At 61.3% G+C, this 22,029-nt stretch carries 16 protein-coding genes and 1 pseudogene; 11 read left to right on the forward strand and 6 right to left on the reverse strand.

Translation table 11 applies throughout. The features are described from left to right. The first annotated feature begins 1 nt into the window (after position 1). From CTP10_RS39730 to CTP10_RS39760, 7 genes are all read left to right on the forward strand, one after another. Positions 2–6,622: an LPD1 domain-containing protein gene (locus CTP10_RS39730; protein WP_116321358.1), complete on the forward strand. Its 6,621-nt coding sequence runs from the start codon at positions 2–4 to the stop codon at positions 6,620–6,622. A 7-nt stretch (positions 6,623–6,629) separates the two neighbouring features. Continuing rightward, the gene (locus CTP10_RS39735; RefSeq protein WP_116321359.1) at positions 6,630–6,824 is read left to right on the forward strand and encodes a hypothetical protein; all 195 of its coding nucleotides are present in this window, start codon (positions 6,630–6,632) and stop codon (positions 6,822–6,824) included. Positions 6,825–7,256: 432 nt separating this feature from the next. Further along, the gene (locus CTP10_RS39740; RefSeq protein ID WP_116321360.1) at positions 7,257–7,667 is read left to right on the forward strand and encodes a hypothetical protein; all 411 of its coding nucleotides are present in this window, start codon (positions 7,257–7,259) and stop codon (positions 7,665–7,667) included. Positions 7,668–7,681: 14 nt separating this feature from the next. After that, positions 7,682–8,173, forward strand: coding sequence for a hypothetical protein (locus CTP10_RS39745; RefSeq protein WP_116321361.1), 492 nt, complete (start codon positions 7,682–7,684; stop codon positions 8,171–8,173). A 92-nt stretch (positions 8,174–8,265) separates the two neighbouring features. After that, entirely contained in the window at positions 8,266–8,688 is a 423-nt protein-coding gene (locus CTP10_RS39750) for a hypothetical protein (RefSeq protein ID WP_271816411.1), read from the forward strand. Beyond that, positions 8,685–9,899, forward strand: coding sequence for a conjugal transfer protein TraW (gene traW / locus CTP10_RS39755; RefSeq protein WP_116321363.1), 1,215 nt, complete (start codon positions 8,685–8,687; stop codon positions 9,897–9,899). Before CTP10_RS39750 ends, traW begins: the two co-directional genes overlap by 4 nt. Positions 9,900–9,907: 8 nt before the next feature. Then, on the forward strand, positions 9,908–10,405 hold the full coding sequence (locus CTP10_RS39760) for a hypothetical protein (RefSeq protein ID WP_147316244.1): 498 nt from the start codon (positions 9,908–9,910) through the stop codon (positions 10,403–10,405). Between the two features lie 408 nt (positions 10,406–10,813). Here CTP10_RS39760 and CTP10_RS39765 read toward each other — a convergent pair whose 3' ends face one another. Next, a complete protein-coding gene (locus CTP10_RS39765; RefSeq protein ID WP_116321366.1) occupies positions 10,814–11,368 on the reverse strand; it encodes a hypothetical protein in 555 nt (184 codons plus the stop codon). A gap of 810 nt (positions 11,369–12,178) precedes the next feature. Between CTP10_RS39765 and CTP10_RS39770 the strand changes: the two genes are divergently transcribed. Beyond that, the gene (locus CTP10_RS39770) at positions 12,179–13,078 is read left to right on the forward strand and encodes a DNA-binding protein (protein ID WP_116321368.1); all 900 of its coding nucleotides are present in this window, start codon (positions 12,179–12,181) and stop codon (positions 13,076–13,078) included. 94 nt (positions 13,079–13,172) lie between these two features. Here the strand turns inward: CTP10_RS39770 and bamE are convergent, their stop codons facing one another. Further along, positions 13,173–13,520 (reverse strand): outer membrane protein assembly factor BamE domain-containing protein, encoded by a 348-nt coding sequence (gene bamE, locus CTP10_RS39775; protein ID WP_158577690.1) that lies wholly within the window; start codon positions 13,518–13,520, stop codon positions 13,173–13,175. 685 nt (positions 13,521–14,205) lie between these two features. On the opposite strand from bamE, the gene CTP10_RS39780 reads away from it, so the two are divergent. Continuing rightward, positions 14,206–15,471, forward strand: coding sequence for an IS256 family transposase (locus tag CTP10_RS39780; protein WP_116324092.1), 1,266 nt, complete (start codon positions 14,206–14,208; stop codon positions 15,469–15,471). A gap of 14 nt (positions 15,472–15,485) precedes the next feature. Here CTP10_RS39780 and ssb read toward each other — a convergent pair whose 3' ends face one another. The 4 genes and pseudogenes from ssb to CTP10_RS39800 all read right to left on the reverse strand — a co-directional run bounded on the left by ssb (position 15,486) and on the right by CTP10_RS39800 (position 20,140). Further along, a complete protein-coding gene (ssb, locus tag CTP10_RS39785; RefSeq protein WP_116324077.1) occupies positions 15,486–15,947 on the reverse strand; it encodes a single-stranded DNA-binding protein in 462 nt (153 codons plus the stop codon). Between the two features lie 2 nt (positions 15,948–15,949). Next, on the reverse strand, positions 15,950–16,483 hold the full coding sequence (locus CTP10_RS39790) for a hypothetical protein (RefSeq protein ID WP_116324078.1): 534 nt from the start codon (positions 16,481–16,483) through the stop codon (positions 15,950–15,952). Between the two features lie 574 nt (positions 16,484–17,057). Then, a pseudogene (locus tag CTP10_RS39795) lies at positions 17,058–18,458 on the reverse strand (ISNCY family transposase). A gap of 155 nt (positions 18,459–18,613) precedes the next feature. Next, complete coding sequence (locus CTP10_RS39800) at positions 18,614–20,140, reverse strand: ISNCY family transposase (RefSeq protein WP_271816412.1); 1,527 nt, start codon at positions 20,138–20,140, stop codon at positions 18,614–18,616. Positions 20,141–20,923: 783 nt separating this feature from the next. Here CTP10_RS39800 and CTP10_RS39805 point away from each other — a divergent pair. Further along, positions 20,924–21,559: a hypothetical protein gene (locus tag CTP10_RS39805; protein WP_062799459.1), complete on the forward strand. Its 636-nt coding sequence runs from the start codon at positions 20,924–20,926 to the stop codon at positions 21,557–21,559. Between the two features lie 88 nt (positions 21,560–21,647). Then, positions 21,648–21,938, forward strand: coding sequence for a hypothetical protein (locus tag CTP10_RS39810; protein WP_062799457.1), 291 nt, complete (start codon positions 21,648–21,650; stop codon positions 21,936–21,938). Positions 21,939–22,029 lie beyond the last annotated feature (91 nt).

Genomic DNA, 22,029 nt, shown 5'->3' on the forward strand with positions numbered 1-22,029 from the left:
CATGGCCGTGCGTCGCTGGGTCGATCTTTCGCGCTACGATGGCGCAGAAATGCTCATTGCAACCGGATGCCCACCGGACGGCGGACATCGCCTGGCAGTGCGCAACTACATCCGGAGTGATCTTTCGCAGTTCGGCTTCACAAAGCTGCAGGACAATGTGTGGCTCGGAAGCGTCCCCTCGTTCAAGACGAGCGACCTGCGAAAGTGGTTTCCGGGTTTCGACCCCGCTCGCGACGTTCGCGAGTTTGACGCCACAACCTTCCTCGTGGGTTACGAGGATCTGGACCTTGCAAACGCCGACTTCCAGCTGGACGACCTGATGGCGAAGGCCGCAGACGCAGGAAACCATCTTAGTCGCGACGAGCAGGCACGCCGCGCCCGCGACGAGGCAACGCCAGAGCAAATTGCCGGCGTGCTTGCGGATTTCCCGAGTAGCGGGGCTCTGCTGGCCCAGACGCGAAGCTACACCGACGAGGTACTCGAGAGAGCGCTGGCCGGACTTACGCTGCCGGAAGATGCGGCGGCAAGAGGGGAAGCCCTGCAGCCGCTCCTCGGCCAGAAGCGCCAGACACTGCAAGCTCTGGCCGACCGCTACGATGAGTTGCAGACCCGGGGTCTCGATGCCATCTCGGACTACGACATCCTCATCGCCTTCCAAGGCAAGGCGCTCTTCGCGCTGAGGGGGTCGCTGAACTACCAGCGAAGTCTCATCAACGACGAGCTTGACCAGGTCTTGGCGTTGACCGTAGCCGCCAGAGAAGCGGAGGCGCAGGTCCAGGCCGAAGCAGAAGCCAGGCAGCGTTCCGGGCGCGAACTGGTCGCCCGTAAGGGTGACGTCCTGGTTGACGAGAATGGCGAGAACGCCTGGCGGGTCAAGCACGATGTTGCCACCGACAACCCGTTCATCGTGTATGTCACGGTGAACCGCGATCAGCTGGGCGAGCGGACCAAATCCGTCACCGCTGACGAGTTCCGCATGCGAGTCGCCGAGAACAAGGCGTTCCGTGCGAAGGCGAGCGATCCGACCCACGAGAACAAGACACCGGGGACTAACGTTCAATGGGCAACGCTTGGGGAATGGGTGAAGGGTTGGCGAGCCCTCGACCGACGCGCCGCTTCTACAAAGAGGCACGAGCAGTTGCAAAGTCATGTCGACGCGCTAGCCAGCAAGGTCGACGTCATTACCTCCGAAGGGAAGGAGTCAGTCCTTGTTGCCGCGAAGCGGCTGATTGAACAACTTCAGCCCCCGCGCGGCACGCGCGAGCATCATCCGACCACAGAAATCCTGCACCGTGTCGGCACGAAGCTGAATCAGGTTCGAAACGCGGCCCGCGACGCGCATTACCAAGAGCGGCTAGCCACCGCGAAGGCCATCGGCCAGGCGAACGGCATGCAGAAGCCGGAGTACAGCGATGGCTCCTCGTGGGAGAAGGGGAGTCGTAGAGATGACACCTACATAGAACTACGAGTCTATAGCCCGCTGCATAGCGGCAAGACAAAATACTCCGTGGTCCGCTTCTTCGGCGGCGAGTATGCGAGTGGAACCTACGATACTCCGGGGCAGGCAGACCAGGCCATTAAAGCGCAGGATCGGGCGGAGTTCGAGGCTATCGGCGATCCGACCGCGAGGGCGAAGGCCCGCATTGCAGCAGCCGACCAGATCGCGAAGGCTGCCGGCCTGATGCCATCTGGCGAAGTCGGCTGCGACTGGGAACACCCCAGCCGCAGCGACGGTCTCGCTCTGTCCGCGCACGCCGGGCCCGGCACCACCAGTGTGTTCACGGTCTCCCGCCTGAAGGACGGCGGCTACGAGTACAGCAAGCACGATGACCTGGCAGCCGTGGAGAGCGTCTTGTCGCAGTGGTCGCGCGAGGCGGATACAGACGATCAGCTGGATGACGATGCAAAGGCGGGGCGGCTGCGTCAATTTGCGATAGCCATGCGCTCCCTTGGCCTTGAAATGGATGGGCTGAACCCGCGCAGCTGGTCAGTGGATCTCGGCAGTGGACACGAAGTCCACGCCGCGCTGGACGCCAATAGCACTACGATCCAAGTACGCAGGCTGGCGTGGGAAGAATGGGTCGAGGAATGGGAAGGCCAATATTCCGCTGAGGCCACGCGCCTGGTCGGTGATTTTGTCCGCCACGCCATGGAGGCGCCAGCGACAGAGGATGATACTGAGGCGGAGGAGGATGGCGAGCAGGATTGGCGCGCCACGGTATTGCAGGAGCGCGTAAGCCGGCGCGTCACGGCACTGCAAGAGCGCGTGAGCCGGTTTGCGTCCGGCATGTCGCGCGCCAAGGACTTCCATCCTGTAGCCCGCGCTGAGCATGGCGTTGGCGTCGACATTGGCGAGCTGTCCGATGTCGCCCTGCGCGAACTCGCGGACCGTGTTGTGAACATGCGAGCGCAAGTCTTCGTTGACTCCGGTGCGTTCGGTCTCTTCAAGCGCGGCCTCAAGAGCGGGGATGTGCGACCAATGGATTTCGATGCGGTGCTCAAGAAGTACGAGCAACTGCAACAGTACATTGCCGAAGCCAACCCTTCGGAGGAAAAGATCACGCCTCCCATGTTGGTGATGCCGGATGTGGTGGGCGATCAAGCTGCATCCCTCGACCTGGTGAAGCAGTATCGGGACTGGATCAAGGTCGAGACCGCGTTTCAGGTGTCGCAGCCAGTCGTGCCACTGCAGCGCGGCGATCTGTCGCTCTCCGAAGCCTACGCGAGAGTGGTCGAGATTCTCGGGAGCGACCGCTTCATCGTCGGGATTCCGTCGAACGCTGCTGCCATCACGTCAGACGAGTTCATCGCATTCCTGCGAGAGTGCAAGCCCAAGGCCGTTCATATTCTGGGCGCGCTGGCTGACAGCCGCCTTGCGCCGCGGCTGCAGCAGATCGTTGAGGCCGGCGTGGATGCCGACATCGAGGTATCGGCTGATGCGAATATCCTGCGTAGCAAGATCCTCACGAAGGATGCGCCAGCAGACGGGCGGGCCGCGCGCATTGAGAAGGTGTTAAGCCAGGCGGCAATCCAGGCAGACCTCGCACAGGCGCAGCGTGCCAAAGAGCGGGAAGCTGACGCGCGTGATGCCGCGGGCACTACGACGGAGGATCTCGATGCTGCTGTGGAGGCAGCTAAGGCGGCAGCTTCGTTCGCCGAGGCCGGCTTTTCGGTGGAAGCGGACGGTCGATTCAGGAAGGTGCTCTTCCGAGGAAAGCACGTTTGCTCTGTAGAGGGGAAGCTGACCCGTGGCGTTCTCCTGGCTGCCTTGCAAGGTAACGCCGAGGCCGAGCGTCAGCGTGTCGACGTGCTTCTCGAAGTCGCCAGTATCCGCCGCGGTGAGCACTCCGGATTCCGGGGCCTCAGTGACGCCGTCGCCAATGCCGATTTCTTCTTGTCGCAGTATGCCCGGGAGAAGCCAGAGTTGGCGAAGGCCGCAGCGGCCGCATGGCTTGGTCAGCCGGAGCACTACAGCGCGGTCAGCGGCTTGTCTCCCGACCGGGTGCGGCAGTTGGGCAACTACCTCTTCGCGCAGCATAAGATCGCGATTGCGAATCAAGAGGCTGAACGCTCGCGGGCCCTGGCCCATGAAGCGGAGCCTCAACCTGACTCCCAACTGGCTGGGAAAGCCGACAGCGAGGCCGAACGCATCACCCACTGGGCTGAGATGTTCGGCGCGATCAAGTACAAACTCGCGACCGATCCGGAATGGCGGGCGTCTGCAGCGTCGCAGGTGTCGGGCGAAACGCCAGATGCTGCGGTGATGGAGCAGCGCGCCAAACTGGTGCTGGAAGCCGCTGTGTCGCTGTTTCAGACAGACAAGGCGAGCGTGGACGACTACGCCGAGCTGGTCAGGATCTGGGACGAGCACCCGGCGCAGTTTGCCGGCTTAGTGAGCGTCCTGCTCGCTAGCGAGCCGAAGGCCGCGCTCTGGCGCGAGCGAACCGCAGACCTGGAGGAGAATGAGCGCTATCGGTGCGGCCATTGGGTAAGCGTACCTGACACGCTTGTCTCCAGCGAGGCACTCGCCAACACGCTGGCGGCGGCGTACAGAGGTGTCGACTTAGACAATCACTACCAGGCCGTGCAGTCCGGCGATGACTGGTGCGTCGAGATCCGCTTCCGGGGGACCGACCAGTATGACATCTACCGCAACGATCTCGACTACTTCCGCGAGCAGGGAACTCTGGAAACGGCTGGGCTGTTTGAGTTCATCCGGACCGATACGCGCCTGCAAGCCGGCGAGTTTGAGCGGCTGCTCGCCTACGCTGGTTTCGAGTCAGATGCGGACGCGGAGGAAGGTGGCCACCGGCTAAGCGAAGACGAAGCGCGGGCAGCGGCGGTGGCTTACGTCGCCTTTCTCATGAGGCATGAAAGGCTCGCCGTCCCAGAGTCGGTGATGCCCGGAATCTACAAGGGTCACTCGTTCCAGACATGGGCAGGCGCAGGGGCTGGTGTTCGGGCAAAGCACCTCATGGTCGATGCGCCATTGGGTCATCAGTTTCCCCTTGCAAGCCTTTGGAAGGAAGCGCAAGCCGCCATTGAGAGCGAGAAGAGTGCTGCCGTCGCAGCACAGAACCGGGACGCCGCAGACGACGCGCTCACCGAGGAGCAACCGGTCCGCCGCCGACGTTCGGCCAAGAATCCTGACGCGGCGCGAGAGCGCATCGAAGATGCTGGGGAGAAGATCGGGGGAGCCCGCAAGGACTTCTACAACTCCGCCTTGCGTGTTGAAGATCTGGCCGACATGAACGACCGGGAGAAGCTGGAGCTGGTCACGAAAGACAACGTGTGGCCGTCACGATCCCTAGCCGATTATCGCGAGAGCGGCGTCGATGCCAGAGTCGCGCTCTTCGTCCAGACGATGCGCCGCGAGTTTCCCGCCGCGCCCAAGCAACTTGACCATGTCGAGATCTATGTCGACATGGCGCGAAAGCTCCAGGATCTTGCGGTCAGGATTAAGACGAAGGACGATCTTTCCGCATTCGAGGATGGCTTGGTTAGTGCTGGTCTTCTGGTGCGAGAGGAGCGGCCCCATGGGACCTCGCGCTCTATCCCGACCGAGTATGGCGAGATGATCTATGCCGCTTCGCGCAGTGGTTTCAGGTTCGTCAACCGCTACCTGTTCGATGCTGAGGACGGATACAGGGCAGCCGCCTATCCGTATCACTCGAAGCAATTCAAGATTGGTGACGAGTGGCAATGTCCGCGAGATATGGATTCGGAAGGGTTCTACGACTTTCTCGAGGCCCAACGGCAGCAGACCGCGGAGAAGCGCAAGCAGACCATGGAAAACCGAGAGAGCGGGGATGCAGACAAGCAGGCACTGGCGCGTCCGCACCTCGCAAAGGTGATCCGCGACGGACTGCCCGATGAGCGCCGTGGTCGCAATATCGCGCCCGATGACCTACTGAATGATTTCGGCTTCCGTGCTTGCGAATTCGGAAACTGGCTGCCGGATACCGAACGACAAGACGTCCTGAACCGCGCCTACGATGCCTTGTGTACCCTGGCGCGCGTGCTTGATGTGAAAGAGCAGGCCCTAAGCCTTGACGGCACCCTGGCTCTGGCGTTCGGATCGCGCGGCGTCGGGCGGGCCCTTGCGCACTACGAGTGCGCTCGAAAGGTCATCAACCTCACGCGACTTCGCGGGGCCGGCGCGCTGGCGCATGAATGGTGGCACGCGTTTGATGATTATGTGGGCGAGAAGCTGAAGGCGGAGGCGTCTGAGAAGCGTGCGCCCATGGCGCCAACGCTCACGAACACATACTTCGCATCTGAATTGTTCCTCGCCGTGCAGCGTGGCCGGCGACGGGGTGACTTCAAGACAGCGATCTACGCGAACTGGAACAAGCTGCCCGCGGACATGGAAGAGATGCGCCCCCTACTGAAGCTGGTCGATTCGATCAGCACCCGGGCGTGGTCTGACGAGGAAGTCCTTCGCGCCGTGCAAAATGACCTGGCGAAAGAGGAGCGTGCGCTGCTTACCTCGCTGGAGAATATCCTCCTGGCCGCGCAGCCTGGTGCGTCAATGGAGATCGTTAAACAGACTTCCCGGAAGTATCTCGACCAGCTACGGCTTGAAGCCAACGATCCGGACGCGCGAAAGTGCGTTTGGACGAAGCATCCGCTGCAGGAAGCTTTGCGAGAGCTTCCGGTGGTGGGACTTACCGGCAAGGCGAAAGCGGACCATGACATTCGCCTGATGGTGCTAGGCAAGCATATCCGTGGCTACATTCAGGCCTACGCGCTTTGCAGCGATGATGCGCTGCGCCGGGAGTGTGCCTATGCGCAGAATCGCGCCTATACGCAGTACGCCGTCAGTGCCCAGCACTTCGACAAGAAGAAGGCGCAGCCGTACTGGTCACAGATGCGAGAGCTGACGGCTCGCGCCTTCGAAAGCTACGTTCAGGACCAGGTCGAGGCAAATGGCTGGCGGGAGGACTATCTTGTTCACGGCACGGAGGAATCCGCGCATGACATGCGGCCACATTCAGCGTATCCCACCGGTAGGGATCGAGTGACGATCAACACCGCTATGAAGGACTTCCTCGACGTCGCACGTACAAAGTTCGAGATGGCGCCACTGGCCAGTCAAACACTGCGGCCAAAGGCCGCGTAGGAGCGAGATGACAATGCTGATCCGGTTCCTGAGCGCGGCCCAGGAATACCTGTCGCCCGAAGAGTGGGACTATTTCAAAGGCCGATATATGTCGGCCACGGCCCCTGCACCAGTAGCTGACGGAGAGCCGGCAGCCGAGATGCGGGACCGCATCCTGCGCAAACTCCGGGAGGGGAGAAGCAATGTCGCAAGCTGTGCTTGAGGCGGACGAGAAGCGACTTGCCGGTGGATCGATCTTCAAGCATCTGGCCATTGAGATGCTGGAACTGGCAGCTGCAGATCTTGCGCGGCCATTGCCGGCGTACAACGACCAAGCACGCGGCGCACATGAGGTCAGGTTGAACCACGAGTCCGCGAAGCGTTGGATCGCTGATAGAGGCGGTCATGCGGCGACGATACCATTCCCCCTTTGCTGCGATGCCTTGGGTGTAGATCCGCGAGTCGTCTCGGGAGCTTTGCTCTCGGATCCCAAAGGGTTGATGGAGAGGCTGCGACAACTCGCCAGGCGGGAAGAGTTGGGGCCGCGGGAATCGGAACACCGGGACGGGACGGTAAAAGACCACTGCACTGTGGCAGTACGCGTTCGTCCGCGTTAGGCTGTAAAATACGTATCACTACAACGGTACATAATAATATGGACGCTTTCCGGATTCCTGTGGAGCATCCCCGTGCGCTCGCCGTCTATTACGAGCGGGCTTTGGGCTGCTCCTTCGTCCTGAACGGACAAGACTTTGGCCACGATGAGGTTTTCCACCATGGCGGCTTCCTGCCGATGGTTGTTGACGTCGCAAGCGTGCTGAGCGAGCGCATCTTCGGTGCGCCCCTCCGCGCCCGATATTCGGCGTCGGAGCAGAGTCTCTTGGGCCGGCGCGTCGAGTTGGAGGACGAGAATGCACAACCCGTGATTCTCCTGCTATCTCGGGCTTCGGAGCTGATCTTTTCTCCTGAGCGGGGGAAAACCGTGGAGTTGTACCCCATGTTCGAGTACGCCTGGTTGCCTGCGGAACAGCGAGGTCGGGCGAGTTGGCAGCCGTCAGTGATCTAGGACCGGGAGAGGCAATGGCACACAATGAACCGAATTTGGCTCGCGTCCGGAGCCTGGCTGACGCATTTGGCGTCGAGCTTGCTCCCAGTGAGATGGCGCTGGTAGCCGACGCGCATGCGCAGGCAACGCGCTTCGGTGCGGTAGGGATGGAGACACAACTCAGCGTCCACGCACTGATCGAGGCCGTTGAACGTCGCGGCAAGGCGGAAATGAACGTGCACGCCATCGAGGGCGCGGTGTACCGCCACAGGCAGGCCGTTGAGGTTTGGCTTGCCGATCCTTGCTATGACCTGCACGAGACCACCGACAGCGCAGCTGACAGGCAGCTGCTCAAAGCCTTTGCGTGGGTGGCAACGGAGGCCGGTGCGCCGAACCTTCGCAACGCCATGTTTGTGCTGCAGCTTGAGCGGAAGGTGGCTGTGCTTGAGACAAAGGTGGAGGGCATGGCCCACAAGCCAACCGACACACATTCGTCAGGGAGCGCCCTGCGTCTGGGGAAGGCATGAGAAGGATGACACTACGCACCCAGTGCGTGACGGTAGCTTTGCTAGCCGCAGTCCTGAGCCCCCATGCAAACGCAGCGCAGCAGGGCTGCGACATGTCCGCAGCCATGGAGCAGAAGCGCCAGGAAGAGCGAGATCGTCGCATGAACGATATCGACACACGCTTCGAAGTCCTGCAGAAGGCCAACGACCTGATGAAGATGTGCTTGGACAACTTCCCCAGCTACCCGACCCAGTTGCCGTCGACCATGATCCTGCAGGAGGCTTTCAGGCGGGTGAAACAGCAGGCCTGCGAGGGGCTGACCAAGAAGGCGCAACAGAACTACGACGCCGCGGTCCAGGCAGCGCGCAATACCGCGAACGATGCGATCAAGGGTGCGACCAATTCCTTGCCCGGTGGCATCGGGAACAATCTGCCAGGCGTCATCAACGGTGGCGGGATCGCCGGCCAAAGCAGCTCGTCATCCTCCGGTAGCGCAGGCGGTTTGGTCGACTCGCTCAGGAGGTTCTTCCAGTGAAACGAAAGCTCTTCGCCCTCGGCGCCGCTGCCGCGGCGATGACCTCGCCGTCGGCTTACGCTGTGTGCGATTCATGCGTTGTAGGGGCGGTCCAGTACGCCGGTGCGTTGATCACCACAACGATCAATACCTCGACCAGTTCGCTCGCCGGGACCCTGACCAACGCAATCAATATGCTCAGTACCAACGTGGCAAACGTTGGCTCCAAGATCTCAGACGCTGTTGTGCAGTCCGCGAATCAGCAGCGCGAGATCCAGATCGAGACGCAGCGGCGAGCCGAGAAGGAACGCGTCGAGCGCGAAACTGAGCTTCCAATCGACCCGTGCTCGAACTCCAGCGGCAACTACGCTAGCCAGGCCACGGTCGCGACTGGCGGCAAGTCCTCTGGATACCGTCGAGGCGGTGGCGGTGGATCCTCGGTCAGCAGCCCCGTGCTCAACAAGGCCTTGAATGATCCGATCCCATCCCCGGAGGTCGCCCGGAGGCAGTCCCACGCGATTCACACAGCGAAATACTGCAATGCGGTGGAAATGCGACTGGGCTACCCGGGTTGCAGCGGCTCATCCATGCCGGATGCGGACGCTAACGTCGAATCCATCCTGACCGGCGCGGGCATGCCTGGCAAGGACCCCGAACTTACTTTCTCGACGGAGCAGGAAGAGGCTGCGCGGGCCTATGCGCGGCTGTCACTGGACCCGCATCCGCCCCAGAACATCACAAAGGCCGAGGCAGCAACCGAGCAAGGCAAGAGCTACATCGCCTTGCAGAAGATGTACCAGGCCAACATGAGTGCCGCGGAAAAGATTCAGTTTGACCTGATCGCTTCGCGAATGCCGTTCCCAGGCAGCAACAAGCTGATTCAGGAGATAAAAAAGGCGGACCACGCGGCGAAGTATTTCGACATGACCGCCTCCAAGCAGGCGAAGAACGGCTCGATGAGCCTCACCGAGATGCTGGACTTCGAGTCGGGTCGGCGCTTCCGGAATCCCTACTGGGTCGTTGCCATGGCGGCGGAAGCGAGCCCGGAGAAGCTGCAGCGAGAAATGATCTTCATGCAGGCCTACTCCAACGAGTTGCAATTGCAGAATCTGCGAATGATGGAGAAGGTAGGCGTGGCCCTTGGCCAACTCCTCGCGGCCCAGACGCGGACGGAGATGCGACCGACCATCGAGGCCCAGCTTTTGCGGGCGCAGAGCACAAATGCCAGATAGTGAGCAACATGACGATTGCCGAACACATGAACGGGAACCAGATTGCCAGCGCTCCGAACAGCGCTGTGCCCAGTCCAGCGGATGCCCTCGCTGCATTTCGCCGCGGGCGCGTGCAGATGGCAGTCGAGTCGATAGCCGCAACAACGCAGGCATTCGCCGCAGTGGTGGATGACTCGGTGTCCGGGGAGCGTGCGGCTTCCGCGTCCGTGAAGGCACTAGTTCAGGCCTTCGTAGCGAGCTTCCGAGCGCTGCAGGAGACACAGGATGCCGCCAAGGCGGCGGGTGTCATCAGCCACGATACCTCCAGCGCGATCAACGGCGTGATGAAGGGCATTCGTGGCGATTTCGAGCAGGGGGTCGGACTTCTCCGGACGGAAGTGGACCGCCTGGAGGCGCATCCACCTGGCGACTTCGGCGATTTTTGCCGCACAGCACAGGAGAAGCTGAGCAAGCTCAGCGTGTTCTGGAAAGACGCGGCTAAGAACGCGCCAGCCATGAGAATGTAAGGGAGCAGACGCTATGAGCAATCCAGACTTCACGACGATGAGCCAGGCTCAATGCGTGACCTGGTATGTCGAGACCGTTGGGTATGACCCCGTCATGGACGCCCCCACACTATCGCTGGACCAACTGCGCCGCGACTGCGCGGAAATGTATACCTACGCTACCTGCAGCGTCGATGCTGGTGGGCGGGGACCGGACGATCCGGAGTTCGACCCGTGCCGCGGTGTTCGAGTCTATGGTGGTACGCCAGTACACGCCTGCGAGCCCGTGGAACGCGAGCAAGAGGCAGAGCAGAGCTCCCGCGCGCGCCCGCGGATCAGGATGTAGTCAACCAGCCAGACCACTCCACTGTCTCGCCTCGGTAGGTGGTCTGGCTGCGTTGATCTGCACCGTCTATTGACACATGCCGCCTAGCGGACCACTGCCTTCATCTCGATGTATTGGTCAACCGCCTTCATCTCTTCCCACACAGATCTAGCGCGCGCCAGTTCGATAGGCGGCACGTCACGTTCGTCGCCTGCAACAAGCAATGGAGCAAGCGGGCGATTAAGAGCAAAGACGGCGGAGCTGCGCGACAGCCTATCCACTTCGCGCGGATCGAGGTGTCCGGCAGTGGCGTCCAGCGCAGCTTGGGCCTCGGCTGCGATGCTAGCAAACGTCTGGTTCTGCCTGTACGCCGCCGACCAGCCCGGCGCGGAGCGGACAACTGCGGCGCGTGTAAGGCTTACGAGACATACTGCACCCCCGTCATCCGAATCCCATATCAAGTGCATGCCGGTAAGGGCCGCATCCTCGTCGTCCCCGACGACCCTAAGCCGCTGATCTGGCGTTGCATGAACGAACAAGTACGCCAAGTGAAGAAACTGGCTAGTAGCCTCATCACGAGATGGGCTGACAACTGACTTTGGCACTCCACTGAGATCCACTACCGATACGATCCACAACTCCGACTGACGTGTTGTCATAGAAGACTCCGTTGGCCTAGTTTCGTTGAAAGTCCAAACTATCGTGCGCACTCCGTCCGCCATCGCAGTTGTGCGCGTTCGAGCCTTACGAGTATGGCACGCAAGGTTCCCTCACCCAAAAGAGCCACATTTTGGTTGTTAAGAAAGCCAAGTTCGGATTTGGCAGCGTGAGTAGTCCCATCGCCGTTACGCGCGCTACAGGTGGGCCATGCAATGCACCAGCATGACCTGCGCAAGCTATTTGAGCACCACCCACCTGTCCCTGTTTGGCCATTGCGCGTCCTGCTGAACCTATCGCTTAATGAAAGGGAACGCTGAAAAATAAAAACGGGGCAAACCTTGGCGGCTTCCCCGTCGCTGACCTCGCATGGAGGACGATACTTCCAGTTGGCGCGCCCTAAGGATCAATCCCCACCATCACCTGGTCAAGCCCCTGTCCTAACGCCAAAGATACGGTTGTTTCCAAAGTAGGGGTCGCACAGATTTCGCCCCCTTTTGTCAGTCGTTCAGGGGCGAGATGACCGAGAGGAGGGGCCCATATCGCGCCCGACAGGCCGAGGCGCTCGCCGCACTCGACACCGCCGACAGTTACAGGCAGACCCTCTACGCCACCGAAAGAGGGGCGCTCCGCGCACTGGACTTGGATGGGGCACTCACGCTCGCCGGCCAGGCGGGTGACCCAAGGCAACGCGGCGGCGGCTGTCCGGCAACCGGCATTCCCAGAGTGGGTGGCGACGCGGGCAGCCTGGGCGTTTCGTATCGTATCGTATAAGAGTAAAATACGATATCAAACAGAAGGGACGCTACGATATGGCACGTCCAGGCATTACCTACGAACAAGTGGCTGCGGTCGCGGAAACGCTGGTCGCTGAGCAGCTGAAGCCAACGCTGACCGCCGTGCGCGAACGATTGGGCAGCGGCAGCATGAACACGATCCATCGCCATTGGTCGGCTTGGCAGGATCAGCAAAAGCCGACGTCACGCAAACTCAGCGAACCGAATCAGCGGCTACTTTCCGCCTTGGGGGCCGAGTTGTCGAAAGTCGCGGAGGAAGCGGCTGCTGAAGCCGAAGCCGCCCTAGCGCAAGCACTGAGCGAATTGGCCGCGATGGCAGCGAACGGCGAAGCACTGGAAACAGAGCGAGAGGACCTCGCACAGCAACTGCTCGAGGTCACAACTGAGCGCGACACGGTAGCCGGCAAGGCGGCCGAACAGGCCGAAGAAATCAAGCGCTTGAAGCAAGAGGCAGCGCGGCAACAGGAGGAGTTGGCCAGCGTACGGCGTACGCTGGCCCAGGCGGAATTGCGTTTGGAAGCAGTGCCTCGCTTGGAGATCGAATTGGCGGCCCTGCGGGACCAACTCGCAAGCGAACAAGCTTTGCGCGTGGCGGCTGACAAAACTGCAGCAGTCGCCGAGGCTCAGCGCGCTGCAGAGGTAACTGCTCGTCAGCGGGCTGAGGCGCGCCTTGGCAGCGCCGAGGAGCGGGAAGGTGAAGCACGCAAGGAGCTGGCTGAGTCGCACGCCGCGCACCAAGCCACGCGCGACAAACTGACCGAGGCGGTCGGCTTGGCTGCCGGGGCACAGGCCGAGTTGAAAGAGCTGCGTTCTCATATCGAGGCCAAAACTGCGGATCACCTTCCCCCTACCGCCCTGAGCGCGGCCACGGGCGACGCCGACCAGAGCAGGCCGCGCGCGGGTAGCAAGCCCTGAGGTCCCATCTCTGCAGCGGCGGCGGCGATCTCGTCTCCGGGAGGGCAGCAGTTCTACGTGCACCCCTCAACGATCCCCCCCAATTGGGGTCTCCTTACAGGCGGTTCTCGCCTTGCTGGAATTCCCTCACCACGCCCTTCCCGTTGAAGCGCAAGACCAGCGTGGATTCCTTCGTGCTTAATCCCATTGTGTTGACGAACGGCACATATGCCAGGGCGTTCGTGTTGACGGTCTGGTACGACCAGATCTGCTCGCCTTTCTCCAGGTACTGCACGTTGCTGGGGCGACCAAAGATGCGCTCCACATCCTTTGTGGTCGTAACGCCGGGCTTGATCATGGAGACCTTGGATTGGTCCGTGATAGTGCTGCTGGAACCAATCGTGGTGCAGCCAGCGAGAGCCGCCGACATAGCCAGTGCAACTGCCAGAATGGATCTCTTCACGAATACTTCTCCCGCATAAGTTTGCTTGTTCTGAAATCGTGCGACGACACGTTCAGTCCTCCCACCATTGGGGGGCATGCCCTAGATGTGCTCATCTGCGTAGTCTTGGATCGCCGACACGATAGGATAGACGACTAACGCAAGGCATCAAGGCAAGAATAAGCGCCAGCATGACCGCCTCCTTTCAGCATTCCTTTCAGACCCGCTCCGTCTTGACAGTGGGGGCGCGCTTGCTCTCCGCAAAGGCAGAGCGAGCGGCCTGGTCCATTGCCCTGACGACAGGGACATAGGTTTCGTCACGCAGGCCTCCAAGCATCCACGAGAGGGGCGCAAATGCCGCGCCGCCGTGGAAGCCGACAGGCTTGGGTGGATCTCTCTCGGCCCGCTGCCTCGCCCCTTCCTCGCCACCGCGGTGCAGTAGCGCAGGGATCATGGCCTCATCAAGCTGCTCACAGAAGCCCACCCAGCCTAGATCCTGGGCACCTTGGGTAACGATGTGGAAGTACGCTATAGGTACCCGCTGCATAGCCGACATCATGTCTCCGGCATTAGAAGGGCGGCCCCTCGAGCTAAAGTCGAAAGTGGTGTACGGGGGGAGTTTGAGGCGAGGAGTTGAAGGCGGTGGAGATTTCCGCTGAGAATCTGATTGTCGAGATCGGAAACCAGCACACAAGAAAACTCCACCATGAGCAAGGATAAAGGTAAAGAAGCAGTCGGTCTATCGGAAATCGAGCTGGGGCTCGAGGAACTGATCAGGCGTGGGGCCCGGCGGGTCATCCAGGAGGCGATCGAAGTGGAACTTGCGGAGCTGCTTGCGCAGTTCAGTAACGTCAAGACATTGAGCGGCCAGCGCGCCGTGGTGCGCAATGGCTACCTCCCGGAGCGCGACGTGCTGACGGCTGCCGGACCGATTGCCGTGAAGGTGCCCAAGGTGCGTGACCGGTCCGGGTCTGGCGTGAAGTTCAACTCGGCGATCGTGCCGCCCTATGTGAGGAAGTCGCCGCGGGTGAGTGCGGCGCTGCCGTGGCTGTATCTGAAGGGGATCTCCACAGGCGACATGAGCGAGGCGCTGTCGGTGCTGCTGGGTGAGGAGGCCAAGGGGCTATCGGCCAACGTGGTAAGTCGCCTGAAGGCGCAGTGGGCAGACGAACATGCGCGCTGGAATCAGCGTGATCTGTCGGCGGCGCGCTATGTGTACTGGTGGGTGGATGGCATCCACACGGGCTTGCGCAGCGAGGGCTCGGACGGGCAATGCCTGCTGGTGATCATTGGCGTCACGCCCGATGGCAGGAAGGAGCGCGTGGCAATCGGTGACGGCTATCGGGAATCGAAGGCATCGTGGCAGGAGGTGCTGCTGGACCTGAAGTCGCGCGGCCTGCAGGCTGGCCCGCTGGCGGCGGTCGGCGATGGCGCCATGGGATTCTGGGCTGCCCTGGAGGAAGTGTTCCCGGCCACGCGCGCCCAGCGCTGCTGGTTCCACAAGATGGGCAATGTCCTGAACGCCTTGCCGAAGTCCCAGCACGGCCGCGCCAAGGCGGATCTGCAGGCGATCTGGATGGCGGCCACCCGGGCGGATGCCTATGCTGCCTTCGATCGCTTTGCAACGATCTACGGCGCCAAGTACCCCAAGGCCACCGGCGTGCTCACCAAGGATCGGGACAGCCTGTTGACCTTCTACGACTTCCCGGCCGAGCACTGGCAGCACATCCGCACCACCAACGCGATTGAATCGACCTTCGCGACCGTGCGTCACCGCACCACGCGCACGCGCAATTGCGTGTCCAGAGCGACCTTCCTCGGTCTGGCCTTCAAGCTGATCGAGGAAGCCGAGAAAACCTGGCGCCGCATCAGAGGCGCTGAACACATCGAACTGCTCTTGAAGGGCATCCCCTTCAAGGACGGAACCCCGGCGCTGGACAATCCGCCGGATCAGCAGAAACTCGCCGCCTGACAACCGGCCCTCGATCAACCCCTGTACACCAGATTTGACTTTATCTCCGGCCCCTCGTCCAGCCCAGCATCGCCAGGCGGATTGGCCGCGACTGAATTGCGCACCGGCTTGGTAGATGAGCGCGACGGCATAGCGCGCTCGCTGAGTGTGGGATTGGACGCGAGTTTGTCTAGGTCAAAGGCAATAACCTCGGTGATATAGGCCGCCTTGCCGTCGATTTCATACTTGCGTGTTTGCAGCTTTCCCTCGATGCTGACACGGTCATTTTGCGCAAGGTTGCCAGCTTCCTCCGCGACGTTACCGAAACACACGACACGATGCCAGTTTGTGAACTCCGTTGTCTCGCCATTGCGTTGGACACGGTCGACGGTAGCCAGGCGTAGGGTAACGGTCCGATCACCGGTGGGCTTACTGCGGCTTTCCGGCGCGCCGGCGACGGTGCCCTTGAGTCTGACGCTGTTAGTGTCTCGGCTCATGCTCAGCTCTTCCGCGCAATGATGGTGATCTCTCGCTGAGAAGCGGTCAAATCTGCACCATAGGGAAGATGTACGGTACGTCCTTCCCGCATTGAAATGCTCATCTTTGCAACCGAGCTGCTCATTCGGGGAGCCTGTACCTGGTAGCCGCCGTGCGTGATCGTATCCATGCCGATCAACTGGTTGTCTGCGATCTCCAGCTCCGTCGTCAGATCACCATTGCCTGCCAGCGCTGGCTTCACCTTGATGCTGATGCCATCCCATACCTTCCCCGGGCTGCAGGACCACTCCTCCGGGGCGCTGCTCTCGCAGGCGGCCAGGTAGCCAATCTCGCGCCCCGACTTGGACGACGACGACTTCCCGGGAATCGCAGACAAGGTCGTGGCGTGAATGACGCGACCGTTCTCGAGCAAATTGATCTCGTAAGTGAGATCGGACTGGCCCGCATCAGTATTGCCTTGTTCGGCGAACGCATTTGCACTCAGCAGCATGGCGATAGTGGCGGCCAGACTCGCTACGGATCTCTTGTTCTTCATATGTTTTCCATTTGGTATAGATATAACGATACGTAAAAATCACGACAAACAGCGCTTGAGGGAATGCTACGATTTCCCCGGCCCACCAGCAGGACCTAAGACGCAACAGGTTTCACCGGCCTGATCACAGAACATGGCGGCGAAGTCGTCGCCATCCTCGGCTGCCGGACAGATTTGCATGGTGTTCTGTTGGGGCCGTGGCGTGCCGCAGTATTGGCAGCGCCATGCGGCGCCATCGTAGATGCCAGGCTGGTAGTCGTGCCGGCATACGTTGCCGAGTCGCATGGTTAGCGCTTCCTGAGTAGTTGTGAGCCTATGGCCGGTCCGCGCGGCAGCTGGACTGCCCAGTACGAACCAGTATAGCGTACGTATCGCTACTACGATATGCTGTCCAGGCAAAGTTGAAATGTCCGGGCCCCGGCAAAGTTGAAATGTCCGGGGAGCCTTCAACTTGCTTGGTTATTTTTTTGGGGTTTCCCGTAGGGCGGTGGTGCTGGCCTGACACGAATGAGTCCAGCTCAGGGTGAGGCATATCATGCCAGCTGAGCGAGTTTGTGTTCCCGTAGTAAGTGAGTCAGTTCTCCGTTCCATTAAGCGGCCACGGCTGCTGCTGTAAGCGTTCCAGAGCTTCCAACATATCGTTCTGGCCCAGCGACCGCTGCGACTTCTTGCCGGGCGGCCGTCCACGCTTGCGGGGAACTCCCTCCGTGCCAGGCACAGATAGTGACCGCGTATTGTCGCGCTTCTCCTGAACGTATTGCGCTAACTGCAATACGTGCCCCAGGCGCTTGTTATCAACGATCGCGCCTTGATCCACTTCCGAGAGCCGATCGTAAATCGTGTAGGGCAGGGCGGCGCCATTTGCGCGTGGCTCGATTCTGCCGTCCGGATAGTGATAGACATCGATATAGCGACCGGCCAGCTTCCGATGCTCTGGCGTATCCGCCAGCAGGTAGAGCATCTTGTCGTACTGAATCGTCAGGCTCTTTCACACACAGCGCGGCTCGCGCCACGCGAAGATGAGATCCAGGTTCTCGTCTGGTCGCAGCGGCCGATGGGCGTTGTGGTCATTGCGCGGCGCCTTGGCAAAGCGCGCGTTATAGTCGGCGATGAATTCCGCCATGAAGGCATTGGCTGCCTCCATCGTGTTGATCCCACGCAGGCGCAACTCCTTGACCAGTCGGTCCTGCAAGGTCAGGTGAGTCCGCTCGACACGGCCTTTGGCCTGGCTGCTGTTGGCGCAGATACCTTCGATGTTCAGCTCGAACAAGGCCCGCGCAAACTGGGTGTGGCCGTCGCCACTGGTGGCTCCTTTCTTGTTGACCCGAAAAACGCTGGCCTTGTCGCTGTAGAACGCCACCGGCTTGCCGTGGCGCTCCAGATAGGCCCGCGTCGCCGCAAAGTATGTGAACGTGGATTCCGAATGAGTGAAGCGTAGTTCCATGATCTGGCTGGTGGCGTCGTCGACGTAAACCAGCAGCGTGCAGGCCGGCGCCCGGTCCTCGAACCAGCGGTGATCGCTGCCGTCGATCTGGATCAGTTCGCCATAGCAGGCGCGCCGGTTACGAGGCTGGTAGACCTTCGGCGGCCGCTGTTTGCGCGGCACCCACAGGCCGGCCACCGTCATCAGTCGGCGGATCGTTTCTTTGGACAACATTAGCCCATGGCGCTCTCGCAGCTTCTCGGCCGCCAGGGTCGGGCCGAAGTCGGCGTAGTGTTCCCGAATCAGGCCGAGGGCCACGGATTCGCGGTCCGCTGGCATGCGATTGTTGCTGGGTCGACCGCGCCGGCGAGAAACCAGCCCGGATGCGCCTTCTTGCCTATAGCGCTCCAGCAGCCGCCGGAATTGTCGGTCCGTGATCTCCAACCGTTCGGCAGCCACCCCGGGCCGCAACTGACCATCCACGACCGCCTGGACGATCTTGAGCCTGTCTAACTCACGCATGCTTACTGTAATGACCTCGGTTCCCGCCATCCCCTGACATCCTCCATTGCATTCAACCGGGCAGGCTGAATACCATGGACAGGCGCCTCAGGCGGACATTTCAACTTTGCCAGAACCGGACATTACAACTTTGCCGCTACATATGCTGTCCAGCCGGTTTTGAAAGGTCGTCCCTTCCGCTGAATTCAAATGTCGGAGCGAGCGTGCTTTTTGTGCGGGGTTGGCGCCTTTTGCGGGGTGGTGGTGGGGCGGTGGTGCTGGCCTGACGTGACAGAATTTAGCCCAGGGTGGGGCAATGGATTCACGGTGGGCAAAGTTAAAATGTCCGCCTTCTCATTGCGCGGCGGCGCCGCCATCGCGCGCTCCAGATCGAGCCGGTTGATCAGCCGCTGCCGCTTGGTGTTGGGCGCCGGCCGGTGTGGGCGCGGCGGCTCGCCGGCCAGCGTGCGCGACGGCCCGATGGTTTGCCGGCTGTCGCGCCGCGCCTGCACCTGCGCGGCAATGGCCAGCACGTGCCCGAGCCGCTTGTTCTCGACGATCGCGCCCTGGTCGACCTCGGCGAGCTTGTCAAAGGTGGTGTAGGGCAGGGACGCGCCGTCGGCCCACAGCTCGATCCGCCCGTCCGGATACTCGGCGACCTCGAGGTAGCGGTGGACCAGGCGCCGGTGCTCGGGCCGGTCCTCGAGCAGGTACAGCACCTTGTCATACTGCAGCGTGAGGCTGGCCGACACCTTGCGCCACTCGCGCCAGCTGAAGATCCGCTCCAGATCCTCATCGCCGCGCAGCGGCCGGTGCGCATCAAAGTCGCTGCGCGGCACCTTGGCAAAGCGCGCGTTGAAGTCGGCGATGAAATGCGCGGCAAAGGCATTGGCCGCATCCATCGTGCTGATGCCGCGCAGCCGCAGCTCCTTGACCAGCCGGTCCTGCAGTGTGCCGTTCATGCGCTCGACGCGGCCCTTGGCCGGGCTCGAATTGGCGCACAGGATGTCGATATTCAACTCGAACAGCGCGCGCCCGAACTGGGTGTAGCCGCGCCCCTCGGCGCTGTCCCGGGCATTGACCCGGAAGACACTGAACTTGTCGCTGTAGAACGCCATCGGCTTGCCGTGGCGCTCAATGTAGGCGCGTGTGGCGGTGAAGTACGCTGGTGTGGATTCCGATGGGACGAACAGCAACTGCATCAGCCGACTGGTGGCATCGTCGACAAACACCAGTAGCGTGCAGGCCGGGGCCCGGTCCTCGAACCAGGCGTGGTCGCTGCCGTCGATCTGCACCAGCTCGCCCAGGCAGGCGCGGCGGTTGCGCGGCTGGTGCACCTTGGGCGGGCGCAGCTTCCTGGGGATCCAAAAACCGGCGTCGATCATGATCCGGCGCACCGTTTCCGTGGCCAGGTTGATGCCATGGCGCTCGCGCAGCTTCTCGGCCGCCAGCGTGGGGCCGAAGTCGGCGTAGCTGTCGCGGATCAGGCCCCGGACACGGGATTCCAGCCCGGGCGGGAGCTGGCGGTTGCTGTCACGACCACGCTTGCGCGAGCCCAAGCCGACGGGACCGTCCTCACGGTAGCGTAGTACCAGACGTTCCACCTGACGCCGTGATAAGCCGAGCTTCTCGGCCGCGCGCCATACCGACAGGCCATGATCGACCACGGCCTGAATCACCTTGAGCCGATCGAGTTCGCGCATAGTCATCGTGATGGTCTCGGGCTTGCGCATCGCGGCCTCCGGTCTCGGACAGACGGAAAGCCGCCAGCATGCCAGCCTTGGCAAGGGGGTACGACATTTCTATTAGTCCTCTAACGCAAAGTTGTCGGAACCGATTTGGGGCTCTTGCTGCCTCACGCGCGATCCTTCGCAATGCACGTCAACTTTCCTCCCACGCTCTATCAGCGGAAAAGAGGTATGACAAGAAAGGCGTAGCGCAAAACTGCGGTTAAAAATTGGAAGAGCAACGGTGCGGAGGATTACTGGTGGGCAGTGGAGTTGAATTGCTAGGCGGCCGTTGCTCCAACTGCTCCAATCCTGCTGTCAGGATGTAAGATACGCTCTCGTCACCCCAATAAACGAAGCCTCCGCATGGGAGGCTGTGTTAGCGGGACCAACGCTGCTCCAGATATTGCGTCTGTTCGGTTTGCCGGATCGGCGCGCTACCCCTGGTGGTCATTGGCCGCCACGCAGAACAACGGCGCAATTTTTCTCATTTCACTAAGGTTACGCTCTTGAGGAGGTGATCTATGAGGTACTCAACCTCCCATTCCTCAGTGCGCGAGACAAAAAATCCGATCGCGGCGCCCCGGGGCCACACGCAGCGTTTCCGAACAATGGCGTCGATTTACAATGTGGAACGGGACCTCGTTAGTCCCATGCAGTTGGTCGGCATGGCGCTCGGCGTCGTTGCGCCGGTCACGCGCACTATGCAGCGGTCGCAGGAAGAACCGCAGCACCGTGCTATTGCGCGAATCCATCTAAGAGGGTTTCGAGTTTGCTTGGAGTGGTGCCATGGCTGAAAAATTTGTGTTCAGAGACATGGAGTTTCGCGCGGGCGCGCACCTGTGGTCCAACCCAAAACTGCGCGGTACCCCGGCGGAGATTCCCATCATTCTCGGACGTCCGACCCTGTTCGATGTGGTCCGACTCGCCCGTCGCTACCCGCTGGAAACGTTGTATGAGACGAATCGGCGACTCCGAGCGAGCCGGGAAATTTCCGAGCGCCAGTTTCTTCGCACGCAGGAGATCCTGCGCAACGTCGAGCGTGTCGAGACTCGGACGACTTCAACTCTCGACGACGTCGCCCGGGCGGTCGCCAACCGCTATGAAGATCCGCCCGTTCCGGTCGAGTGCATCCCGACGGCCGCACAAACCAGGCGCGCCTTGTCCCACTGGCTGCCGGCCGGACTACCCACCATAGCGCAGGGCGAGCAGTATATCTATCTGACCGATGTCCCATTCGAGTTGGAAACTGTGATCATGCGATGGCTACGCTGGCAACTCGATAATGAGCCGGAGAGATCGTCCACTTGGTTGATCCAGGGCAGCGGCGGGCTGGCGCTCTCGCACGGCGGATGGTGTGCATTCGTGCTCTGGCTAACCGATGCCTTACACCACCGACTGGATCAAATTGAAATTGGACTGTAACTAGATCGCGGGGCTCGCGGACCACGTGGGCCACAATTCGGAGTACATTGACAGCCATCTGTCGAGGACACCCATCGGAAAATCTGCCATGCACGCCCGGGACGTGGAAGCTGCGCTTATGATCCGCTGCGCGGCGGTCGCACGCGAGCCTGCGGCGTCCGCGCTGGACCAGCGCGAGGCCAACGTGTTCCGGCTGGCCGCTATGGTTGTGCAATCGCGCTTCCCGAGCGAAGCCTTGCACCTGATGCAGGCCAGCGAGCGCTACTTTGCTTCGCATCCCACCGAACGACTGCCTGCGCAAGTGGTGGTTGCCAAGGGCTGGGTGACCAACCTGCCTTGCCTGCGCGACCGGCTCAGCCACACTTTCCGATTTCATTGAAGCCAGGCCGCGGACGATCAAATAGCGCCTGTCTTTGTCGCGGTTGGCCAAGTCCAGACAGCGCGCTCTGGTCGCTTGCTCGTCCATGATG

Origin of the sequence: Cupriavidus sp. P-10 (assembly GCF_003402535.2) — a bacterium.
In the GTDB taxonomy this organism is placed as follows: Bacteria; Pseudomonadota; Gammaproteobacteria; order Burkholderiales; family Burkholderiaceae; genus Cupriavidus.